This window comes from Streptomyces sp. NPDC034037 (assembly GCF_055575715.1).
Genome location: NZ_JBVISC010000016.1, coordinates 1 through 11,892 on the forward strand (window position 1 = coordinate 1; position 11,892 = coordinate 11,892).

At 71.0% G+C, this 11,892-nt stretch carries 1 protein-coding gene; it reads right to left on the reverse strand.

Annotation, left to right across the window (positions count from 1 at the left end):
• Positions 1-11,891: type I polyketide synthase (locus tag ACZ516_RS33755; protein WP_469013593.1), on the reverse strand; the 11,891-nt coding region annotated here is incomplete at its 3' end.
• Between the last annotated feature and the right edge of the window lies 1 nt (position 11,892).

Here is an 11,892-nt window from a genome sequence, read left to right on the forward strand (position 1 = left end):
ACCCGCTGCTGCGAGGGACCATTCGGCGCCGTCAGACCATTGGACGCACCGTCCTGGTTCACCGCCGAGCCACGCACCACCGCCAGCACCGGGTGTCCGTTGCGGCGGGCATCCGACAACCGCTCCAGCAGCAGCATGCCCGCGCCCTCACCCCAGCCCGTACCATCCGCATCCGCGGAGAAGGCCCGGCAGCGGCCGTCACGAGACAGCGCCTGCTGGCGGCTGAACTCCACGAACACCGTCGGCGTCGACACCACCGTCACGCCGCCCGCGAGCGCGAGCGTGCATTCGCCCTGCCGCAGCGCCTGAGCGGCCAGGTGCAGGGTCACCAGCGAGGAGGAGCATGCCGTGTCGACCGTGACCGCGGGGCCCTCCAGGCCGAAGGTGTACGAGAGTCGCCCGGAGACCACGCTGGCCGCGCTGCCCGTGCCGAGGTAGCCCTCAAGGCCCTCCGGCGCGTGCTGCAGCAGCGCCGAGTAGTCCTGGCCGTTGGTCCCCGCGAAGACACCGGTGCGGCTGCCCTTGAGGGAGGCCGGGTCGATACCGGCCCGCTCGAAGACCTCCCACGAGGTCTCCAGCAGCAACCGCTGCTGCGGATCCATGGCCAGGGCCTCACGCGGCGAGATCCCGAAGAACGCCGGGTCGAACGCGGCGGCCTCCTCCAGGAAGCCGCCCTCCCGTACGTACGAGGTCCCCGGCCGCTCGCGGTTCGGGTCGTAGAGCCTTTCCACGTCCCAACCACGGTTCGTCGGGAACTCGGAGACGGCGTCACCGCCCGCGGCCAACAACTCCCACAGCTGCTCGGGAGAGTTCACCCCACCCGGGAAGCGGCAGCTCATCGCGACGACGACGATCGGGTCGTCGTCCGCCGCGACGGCTCCCGGCGAGGCGTCGGCCGCCGCCCAGCCGGGCTCCTCGACGATCTCAGCCCGCAGGAACCGGGCGAGCGCGGTCGGGGTGGGATAGTCGAAAACCAGCGTGGCGGGGAGGTTCAGGCTGGTCGCCGCCTGGAGCCGCTTGCTGAGCTGGAGCGCGGTCAGCGAGTCGAAGCCAAGCTCCTTGAAGGCCTTGCCCGGCACGATCGCATCGGTCTTGACGTGCCCGAGCACCGCAGCCACCTGCGTGCGCACCAGCTCAAGCAGCGTACGGTCCTGCTCGGCCGGGGAAAGACCGAGCAGCTGAGCACGGAGCGCGGAGGAGGACTGGGCGTCCTCGCCGGCTATCCCGGCCCCCGCCTGTTCCAGTGCCTTGCGGGCCTCGGGGATGTCGCTGATCAGCGGTGCCGTACGGACTGCTGTGAAGGCCGCTGCGAACCGTTCCCAGTCCACGTCGACGACCGCCGCATACGTCGCGTCGCCGTCGAGCACCTGGCCCAGGGCTGCGAGCGCCTCGGCCGGGTCCATCGCGGCGAGACCGCCGCGCTGCATCCGTTCTTCTTGGGTGCCACCGACCGCCATTCCGGCCTCGGCCCAGGGTCCCCACGCGACGGACGTGCCCGGCAGACCCAGCGCACGCCTCTGCTCCACCAACGCGTCGAGGTACGCGTTCGCGGCCGCGTAGTTGCCCTGTCCCGGGTTGCCCACGGCACCGGTGAACGACGAGAACACGACGAACGCGGAGAGGTCAAGGTCCTTCGTGAGTTCGTGCAGGTTGAGGGCGGCGCCCGCCTTTGCACGCAGCACGCCCGCGAAGCGCTCGGGAGTCAACGACTCGATGACTCCGTCGTCCAGCACACCGGCCGCGTGGATCACCGTCGTCAGCGGATGCGCGGCAGGTATCGAGGCCAGCAGTTGCCCGAGTGCGGCCCGGTCGGCCACATCGCAAGCGGCAACGGTGACCTTCGCCCCCAGCGCTTCCAGCTCACCGACCAGGTCACAAGCGCCGGGGGCGTCCAGGCCACGGCGGCTGGTCAGTACGAGGTGTTCGGCACCGTTACGGGCCAGCCAACGGGCGACATGCCCGCCCAGCGCGCCGGTACCACCGGTGATCAGGGCCGTGCCACTGATCCGCCACTCCTGGCCGGCACCGCGGCCACCAGCCCGCAACAGACGACGGCCGAAGACACCAGCCGAGCGGACCGCAATCTGATCCTCGCCACCGGCACCAGCACCGGCCAACACGCCCGCCAGCCGGTCCACGACACGCTCATCCAGCGTCTCGGGCAGATCCACCAGACCGCCCCAACGCTCCGGATGCTCCAGAGCCACCACCCGGCCAAGCCCCCACACCTGGGCCTGCACCGCACTCACCAACGCCTCAGACCCACCCACCGAAACCGCACCACGCGTCACCACCCACAACGGCGCCTCCACCCCCACATCACCCAACGCCTGCACCAACACCAACGAACCCGCCAACCCCACGGGAACACCGTCACGCACCGCCTCGTCCAACGCCACCAGCGACAGAACACCACTCACAGACGCGCCGGCCGCCGCCTCGGATATGGACTGCGCCAGACGCGAACGATCACCATCGATCTCCACGACCAGACGTCGAATCTCGGCGCCCCGGCTCGCCAGCCCGCGCACCGTCTCCTCCACCCACGGGTCATCGGCCACACCCGCGGGAACCGCCAACAGCCATGTCCCCGACAGCACCGCCGACGGCTCAACCGGCACGGGTTTCCAGCCGATGCGATAACGCCAGCCATCCAGCCGAGACCGCACCTGCCGCTGCCGCCGCCACAACGACAACGCCGGCAACACCGCACTCAACGACTCATCACCCGACACATCAAGCGTCGAAGCAAGCGACTCCAAATCCTCCCGCTCCACCGCCTCCCAGAACCGCGCCTCCACCTCATCGACCGACACCCCAGCCGACGCCGGAGCCTCCAACCAGAACCGCTCACGCTGGAACGCATACGTCGGCAGATCCACCCGCGACGCACCCCTGCCGGCGAAGAACGCGGCCCAGTCCACAGCCACGCCCTGCACCCACGCCTGCGCCAAGCCCGACAGCAGTGTCTCGGCTTCGGGCCGACCGGACCGCAGCACAGGTGCGAACACCCCATTTCTCACGGACTCCGCACCCATCGCGCTCAACACGCCATCGGGGCCCAGTTCGAGGAACGTCGAGATGCCCTGCTCGGCAAGGGCAGTCACGCCATCCGCGAAGCGCACAGCCTGACGGACATGCCGCACCCAGTAATCAGCCGAGCGCAGCTCATCCGACGCGGCCAGCTTCCCGGTCACGTTGGAGACGACGGGGATGCGGGGCGCGTCATAGGTCAGGGACTCGGCAACCGCACGGAAGTCGTCCAACATCGCGTCCATACGGGGCGAGTGGAACGCATGCGAGACGTCAAGGCGCTTCGTCTTACGCCCCTGACCGCGCAGCGTCTCCGCGACGGCGAGAGCAGCGTCCTCGTCGCCGGAGACGACCACGGAGGTCGGCCCGTTGATCGCGGCGATGCCGATCCGGTCCGCGTACTCGGCGAGCAGAGGCGTGACCTCAGCTTCGGTGGCCTGGACGGCGATCATCGCCCCGCCCGCGGGCAATGCCTGCATCAACCGGCCACGAGCCGCCACCAGCCGAACCGCATCCTCCAACGAGAACACCCCGGCCACATGAGCCGCCGCAATCTCACCGATGGAATGCCCACCCACGAACTCCGGTGTCACACCCCAGGACTCGACCAGCCGGAACAGTGCCACCTCGACCGCAAACAGGCCGGCCTGGGTGAACACCGTCTGACCCAGCAGATCTGCATCCCCGAACACCACCTCACGAACCGACCGCCCCACATGCCCGGCCAGCTCCTGGTCCAGCAGCCCGCAGACCTGGTCAAACACGTCCGCGAACACCGGGAACTGGCCATACAGCTCACGGCCCATCCCGACCCGCTGACTGCCCTGACCCGAGAACAACACCGCCAACCGACCAGAACCCACACCCTCATCCGGCCCCCTCACCACACCCGGCGCATCCTCACCCCGCGCCAACGCACCCAACCCCGCCAGCAGAGCACCCCGACCGTCACCGACCACCACAGCACGGTGCTCAAACGCCGAGCGCCCCGACGCCAGAGACCACCCCACATCCACCGGCGACAACCCACCATCACGCTCCACACGAGACACCAAACGCCCCGCCTGACCCCGCAATGCCTGGGCACCACGCCCCGACACCACCCACGGCACCACCGGAAGCGTCACCGCCGGCCCCGCCGGCTCGTCCGACTCCAGCACGCTCGCAGGCGCCTGCTCGATGATCACGTGCGCGTTCGTCCCGCTCACGCCGAACGACGACACACCCGCCCGCCGCGGCCGGTCACTCTCCGGCCACTCCCGCTGCTCGGTCAGCAGCTCAACCGCACCCGCCGACCAGTCCACCTGTTGTGAGGGCTCATCCACATGCAGCGTCCGCGGCAACACCCCATGCCGCATCGCCAGCACCATCTTCATCACACCAGCCACACCCGCAGCCGCCTGCGCATGACCGATGTTCGACTTCAACGAACCCAGCCACAACGGACGGTCCTCCGACCGGTCCTGACCGTACGTCGCCAGCAGCGCCTGCGCCTCGATCGGGTCACCCAGCGTCGTGCCCGTACCGTGCGCCTCCACCGCGTCCACGTCGGCGGCCGTCAGCCGCGCGTTCGCGAGCGCCTGACGGATCACCCGCTGCTGCGACGGACCGCTCGGCGCCGTCAGACCATTCGAGGCACCGTCCTGGTTCACCGCTGAGCCACGGACCACGGCGAGCACCGGGTGGCCGTTACGGCGGGCATCCGACAACCGCTCCAACAGCAGCATCCCCGCACCCTCGGCCCACCCCGTGCCATCCGCACCGTCCGCGAACGACTTGCAGCGGCCGTCCGCCGCGAGCCCCCGCTGACGGCTGAACTCCACGAACATCGTCGGGGTGGACATCACCGCCACACCGCCCGCCAGGGCGAGTGTGCATTCCCCCTGGCGCAGCGCCTGCGCCGCCAGATGCAGCGCCACCAGCGAGGACGAGCACGCCGTGTCCACCGTCACCGCGGGACCCTCAAGACCCAGGGTGTAGGCGATACGGCCCGAGACGGCGGCGGTCGCGTTGCCGGTCAGGTAGTAGCCCTCGCTGCCCTCGACGAGCTGTTGCATGCCGAGCGCGTAGCCTTGCGACGAGGCTCCGGCGAAGACGCCGGCCTGGGTGCCCTTGAGCGAGGCCGGGTCGATTCCCGCGCGCTCGAACGCCTCCCACGAGGTCTCCAGCAGCAGCCGCTGCTGCGGATCCATGGCCGAGGCCTCGCGCGGCGAGATCCCGAAGAACGCCGCGTCGAAGTCCGCGGCGTCGTGCAGGAAACCGCCCTCCCGCGCGTACGAGGTGCCGGACCGCTCCGGGTCCGGGTCGTAGAGGTTCTCCACGTCCCAACCACGGTCCACGGGGAACCCCGAGATCCCGTCGCCACCGCTCGCGACGAGGTCCCACAGCTCCTCGGGCGAGCCCACACCGCCCGGATAGCGGCAGCCCATCCCCACGATCACGATCGGGTCGTCGTCACCCGCCGCCCCGGCCACCGGTGCCACGGCCACTGCACCCTGCTCACCCAGCACTTCGGCGAGCAGGTGCCGGGCCAGCGCGACCGGAGTCGGGTGATCGAACACCAGCGTCGCGGCCAACCGCAACCCGGTGGCCTCATTCAGCCGGTTCCGCAGCTCCACCGAGGTCAGCGAGTCGAAGCCCAGCTCCTTGAACGCCCGGCTCTCCTCCACCGCGTCCGCCGAGCCGTGCCCGAGGACGGCTGCGACGTGGCCGCGTACCAGCTCCAGCATCATGCGCGGCCGTTCGGCCTCGCTGATCGCCGCGAGCCGGTGTGCCAGCCCGGAGCCCGCGCCACCGCCCGTGGCCTCGACCGCCCGTGAGCGGCGCACCGGGGACCGGACAAGACCCCGTACGATCGCGGGCATTCCCGCACCCGCCGCCCCCATCGCCACCGCGTCCAAACGCAGCGGCATGACGAGAGCCTCGTCCATGCCCGTGGCACCGTCGAAGAGGGCGAGGCCCTCTTCGGACGACAGCGCCACCATGCCGGAGCGCGCCATGCGGGCCAGGTCGGTGTCGTTCATGTGGCCTGTCATGCCGCTGCGCTGGGCCCAGAAGCCCCAGGCAAGCGACACCGCCGGCAGCCCGGTGGCCTTGCGGTGCTGCGCGAGCGCGTCCAGGAAGACGTTGCCCGCCGCATAGTTGCCCTGGCCCGCGCTGCCGAAGATGCCGGCGGCGCCGGAGAACAGCACGAAGGCGGAGAGGTCGAGGTGCTTCGTCAGCTCATGCAGGTTCCACGCCGCGTCCACCTTCGGGCGCAGCACCGCTTCGAACCGCTCCGGAGTGAGTGCCGACACCAAGCCGTCATCCAGCACACCCGCCGTATGCACCACGCCTGTCAACGGAGCGTCCGCCGGAACGCTCCCCAGCACCTCGGCCAGCGCCTCCCGGTCCGCCACGTCACATGCCGCGACCCGCACCTCGGCGCCCAGCCCGGTCAGCTCCGCCACCAGCGCGTCAGCGCCGGGAGACTCAGCCCCACGGCGGCTCACCAGCAGCAACCGCCGCACCCCATGCCCGACCACCAGATGCCGGGCCACCAGCCCGCCGAGCGTCCCCGTGCCACCCGTGACCAGCACGGTCCCGCCGTCACCGAGCGGAGCGGGCAGGGTGAGGGCGACCTTGCCGATGTGCTTGGCGTTGCTGAGGTGGCGGAACGCCTCCGGGGCCCGGGAGATGTCCCAGGTGGTGACGGGCAGGGGCGTCAATACGCCCTGCTCGAACAGGTCGAGCAGTTCGGTGAGCATCTCCTGGATGCGGTCGGGGCCCGCCTCGGACAGGTCGAACGCCTGGTACGCCACTCCAGGGTGCGCGGCGGCCACTTCCGCCGGGTCCCGCTTGTCGGTCTTGCCCATCTCCAGGAAGCGCCCGCCGCTCGGCAGCAGCCGCAGCGAGGCGTCCACGAACTCCCGGGCCAGGGAGTCCAGTACGACGTTCACGCCCCGGCCCCCGGTCTGGGCGAGGATGCGTTCCTCGAACTCCAGCGTGCGCGAGTTGGCGATGTGCGCGTCGTCGAGGCCGGAGGCGCGGAGCGTTTCCCACTTGCCCTCGCTGGCCGTGCCGAAGACCTCCGCGCCCCAGTGCCGGGCCAGCTGCACCGCGGCCATGCCCACACCACCGGCGGCCGAGTGCACCAGCACCGACTCGCCGGCCCGCAGGTCGGCGAGGTCCCGCAGCCCGTAGTACGCGGTCAGGAACGCGAGGGACACGGACGCCGCCTGCTCGAAGGACCAGTCGGCCGGCATCGGCGCGAGCATCCGCCGGTCGCTCACGGCGAGCGGGCCGAAGGAACCGGAGAACAGACCCATCACCCGGTCTCCGGGGGCCAGGTCGGTGACTCCGGGACCGACCTCGGCCACGATGCCCGCCGCCTCGCTGCCCATGACCTCCTGGTCCGGTACGACGCCGAGTGCGAGCACCACATCGCGGAAGTTGAGCCCGGCCGCCCGTACCCGGACCCGGACCTCCCCCTCGGCGAGGGGCGCAGCCGCCGGCGGGTACTCCAGCAGCCGCAGGTTGCCGAACGAGCCCTTGTTCGGCACTTCGAGGCGCCATGCGGTCACACCGGCGGGCGGCGTGAGAACCGCGCCGTCACGCGCGATCCGCGCCATGCGGGGCACCCGCACCTCACCGGCGCGCAGCGCCACCTGCGTCTCGTCCTGGGCCATCGCCCACTCGACCGCGGCGGGCAGCACCTCCTCGGAGGCATCGTCGGTGTCGGTGTCGAGCAGCAGGAAACGGCCCGGGTTCTCGGACTGCGCCGACCGCAGCAGCCCCCACACCGAGGCCGCGGCCAGGTTCCGTACGTCCTCGCCGGGCTCGGTCGACATCGCGCCCCGGGTGACGGCCACCAGGCGCGACCCGGTGAACCGCCCGTCCGCCAGCCAGGTCTGCACGACCTCGAGCATCCGGAACAGGCCCGTGCGCACATCCTCGGCCATACCCCGGTCCGTGGCCGGGGGTACGCAGGGAGCCAGCACCACCGGCGGCACCGTGCCGCCGGCGGCGACGGCCGCGCCCAGTGCGTCCAGGTCCTGGTACACCACTCCCCCGGCGCGCAGGGCGGCGAGCGGCAGGTCCCCCTCGAGGCCGCCCAGCACGGCCCACGTCGCGGCCGTCGCCGTAGCGTCCGAGGCGATGTGCGGAACGGTCGTCCAGTCCACCCGGTACAGGGACTCGTGCTGCTCCCCGCCACGGGCCGCGGCCAGCCGGTCGGGGTCCACCGGGCGTACGACCAGCGAATCCACCGCGGCCACCAGGTCGCCCGCGCCGTCGGCCACCGTCACGGACACCGCGTCGGCGCCGGTCGGGGCCAGGGCCACCCGCAGCATCGCGGCGCCCGTGGCCCGCAGCGTCACACCACGCCAGGCGAACGGCAGCCGCGCCTGTCCGTCGTCGGGGAAGAATCCGCCGAGGCGCAGCCCGTGCAGAGCCGCGTCGAGCAGCGCCGGATGGATGCCGAAGCGCGCGGCCTCGGCCTGGTGGTCCTCGGCGAGCGCCACCTCGGCGAACACCTGGTCCCCGCGCCGCCAGGCCGCCCGCAGGCCCTGGAAGGCCGGGCCGTAGCCGTATCCGGCGGCGGCGAAGCGCTCATACAGGTCATCGGTCCCGACCGCGACCGCGCCCTCAGGCGGCCATACACCCGCGAGCTCCGCGGCCCGCTCCGCCGAGGCGCCCGGCCGCGCGCTCGTGCCGAGCACACCCGTGGCGTGGCAGGTCCACGGTTCCTCACCCGAGGCGTCGCCCGCGCGTGAGTAGATGTTCAGGGACCGCTGTCCCGAGTCGTCCGGCTCGCCGACCGTCAGCTGCAGTTGCACACCGCCGCGAGCCGGGAGGATCAGCGGGGCCTGGATCGTCAGTTCCTCGACGACCTCGCAGCCGACCTGGTCGCCCGCACGGATGGCGAGCTCGACGAACGCGGTGCCGGGCAGCAGCACGCTGTCCGCCACGGCGTGATCCGCCAGCCAGGCGTGTGTCTGGAGCGACAGTCGGCCGGTGAGCAACAGACCGCCCTCACCGGCGAGTTCGACGGCCGCGCCGAGGAGCGGGTGCTCGGCGGAGCCGAGCCCGAGGCTGGAGGCGGTGCCACTGCCGGCCGCTCCGGCCTGCGGCTCCAGCCAGTAGCGCTTGCGCTGGAAGGCATACGTCGGCAGATCCACCCGCGAGGCGCCCGCACCGGCGAACACGCCCGCCCAGCCCACAGCCACGCCCCGCACCCAGACCTGCGAAAGGCCCGACAGCAACGCCTCGGCCTCAGGGCGCCCCGACCGCAGCACCGGAACGAACGCCCTGTCGGCGACAGTCTCCGGACCCAGGCCGCTCAGCACCCCATCGGGGCCCAGCTCAAGGAAGGCGGACACATCCTCTGCGGCAAGACTGGCCACACCCTCGCTGAAACGGACAGCCTGACGGACATGGCGGACCCAGTACTCGGCCGTGCCCAGATCGTCGGACGTGGCCAGCTTCCCGGTCACGTTCGAGACGACAGGGATACGCGGCGCCGCGTAGGCCAGACTTTCGGCGACGGTACGGAAGTCGTCCAGCATCGGGTCCATGCGCGGCGAGTGAAACGCGTGCGACACATCAAGACGCTTCGTCTTACGGTCCTGGCCGCGCAGCGTCTCCGCGAGGGCGAGGGCGGCGTCCTCGTCGCCGGAGACGACCACAGAGGTCGGCCCGTTGATCGCGGCGATGCCGATCCGGTCCCCGTACTCGGCGAGCAAAGGCGTGACCTCAGCTTCGGTGGCCTGGACGGCGATCATCGCCCCGCCTGCGGGCAGTGCCTGCATCAACCGGCCGCGAGCCGCCACCAGCCGAGCCGCGTCCTCCAGCGAGAACACCCCGGCCACATGAGCCGCCGCGACCTCACCGATCGAATGCCCACCCACAAAGTCGGGCACCACGCCCCAGGACTCGACCAGCCGGAACAAAGCCACCTCGACCGCGAACAGGCCAGCCTGGGTGAACACCGTCTGACCCAGCAGATCCGCGTCCCCGAACACCACCTCACGAACCGAGCGCTCCACATGCCCGGCCAGCTCCTGGTCCAGGAGCCCGCAGACCTGGTCAAACGCTTTCGCGAACACCGGGTACTGGCCGTACAGCTCGCGGCCCATTCCGACCCGCTGACTGCCCTGGCCCGAGAACAACACCGCCAACCGGCCAGAACCCACACCCTGACCGACGACAACGCCAGGAGCAGACTCACCCCGCGCCAACCCGCCCAACCCAGCCAGCAGAGCATCCCTGCCGTCACCGACCACCACAGCCCGGTGCTCGAAAGCAGAACGCGCGGACGCCAGCGACCAGCCCACATCCACCGGCGACAGCCCAGCATTACCCTCAACACGCGACAACAGCCGGGCCGCCTGTGCCCGCAACGCATCCACGCCGTGACCCGACACCACCCACGGCACCACCGGAAGCGTCACCGCCGGCCCCTCGGGCTCGCCCGACTGTGCCTCGACCGCGGGCGCTTCCTCGATGATGACGTGCGCGTTCGTGCCGCTCACGCCGAACGACGACACACCCGCCCGCCGCGGCTGGTCACTTTCCGGCCACTCCCGCTGCTCGGTCAGCAGCTCAACCGCACCTGCCGACCAGTCCACCTGTTGTGAGGGCTCATCCACATGCAGCGTCCGCGGCAACACCCCATGCCGCATCGCCAGCACCATCTTCATCACACCGGCGACGCCGGCGGCGGCCTGCGTATGACCGATGTTCGACTTCAGGGAACCCAGCCACAACGGTCGGCCCTCGGCACGCCCTTGCCCATACGTCGCCAACAACGCCTGGGCCTCGATCGGATCGCCCAACGTCGTTCCCGTACCGTGCGCTTCGACAGCGTCGACCTGGGCCGAGGTCAGCCCCGCGCCGGCCAGTGCCTGGCGGATGACGCGCTGCTGGGACGGACCGTTCGGCGCCGTCAGACCATTGGACGCACCGTCCTGGTTCACCGCCGAGCCACGCACCACCGCAAGCACCGGATGACCGTTACGCCGCGCGTCCGACAGCCGCTCCAGCAGCAGCATCCCCGCACCCTCGCCCCACGCGGTGCCGTCGGCGCCGTCCGCGAACGCCTTGCAGCGGCCGTCGGAGGCAAGCCCGCGCTGCCGGCTGAACTCCACGAACGCCTCGGGCGTGGACATCACCGTGGCGCCACCGGCGAGTGCGAGCGAGCACTCGCCCTGGCGCAGCGCCTGAGCGGCCAGGTGCAGGGTCACCAGCGAAGCCGAGCACGCCGTGTCGACCGTGACCGCGGGGCCTTCCAGGCCGAAGGTGTACGAGATACGGCCCGAGACCACGCTCGCCGCTACGCCGGTCGCAAGGTAGCCCTCCGACTGCTTGGGCGCTCGCCGCAGGAGTGCGGCGTAGTCCTGGCCATTGGTGCCGACGAACACACCAGTCTTGCTGCCGCGCAGCGACGCCGGGTCGATCTGCGCGCGCTCGAACGCCTCCCACGAGGTCTCCAGCAGCAGCCGTTGCTGCGGATCCATGGCCAGGGCCTCGCGCGGCGAGATCCCGAAGAACGCCGGGTCGAACGCGGCGGCCTCCTCCAGGAAGCCGCCCTCGCGTACGTACGAGGTGCCGGACTGCGCGGGATCCGGGTCGTACAGGGTCTCCAGGTCCCAGCCCCGGTCGGTCGGGAACTCGGAGATCGCGTCACCACCGGAGGCGAGCAGGTCCCACAGCTGCTCCGAGGAGTTCACGCCTCCCGGAAAGCGGCAGCTCATGCCGACGATCGCGATCGGCTCCTGCTCGCCGGACTCCATTTCCTGGATGCGTTGCCGCGCTTCGTGCAGCTCGCCAGTCACTCGCTTAAGGAAATAACGAAGCTTTTCCTCGCTGCTGTTCGTCACG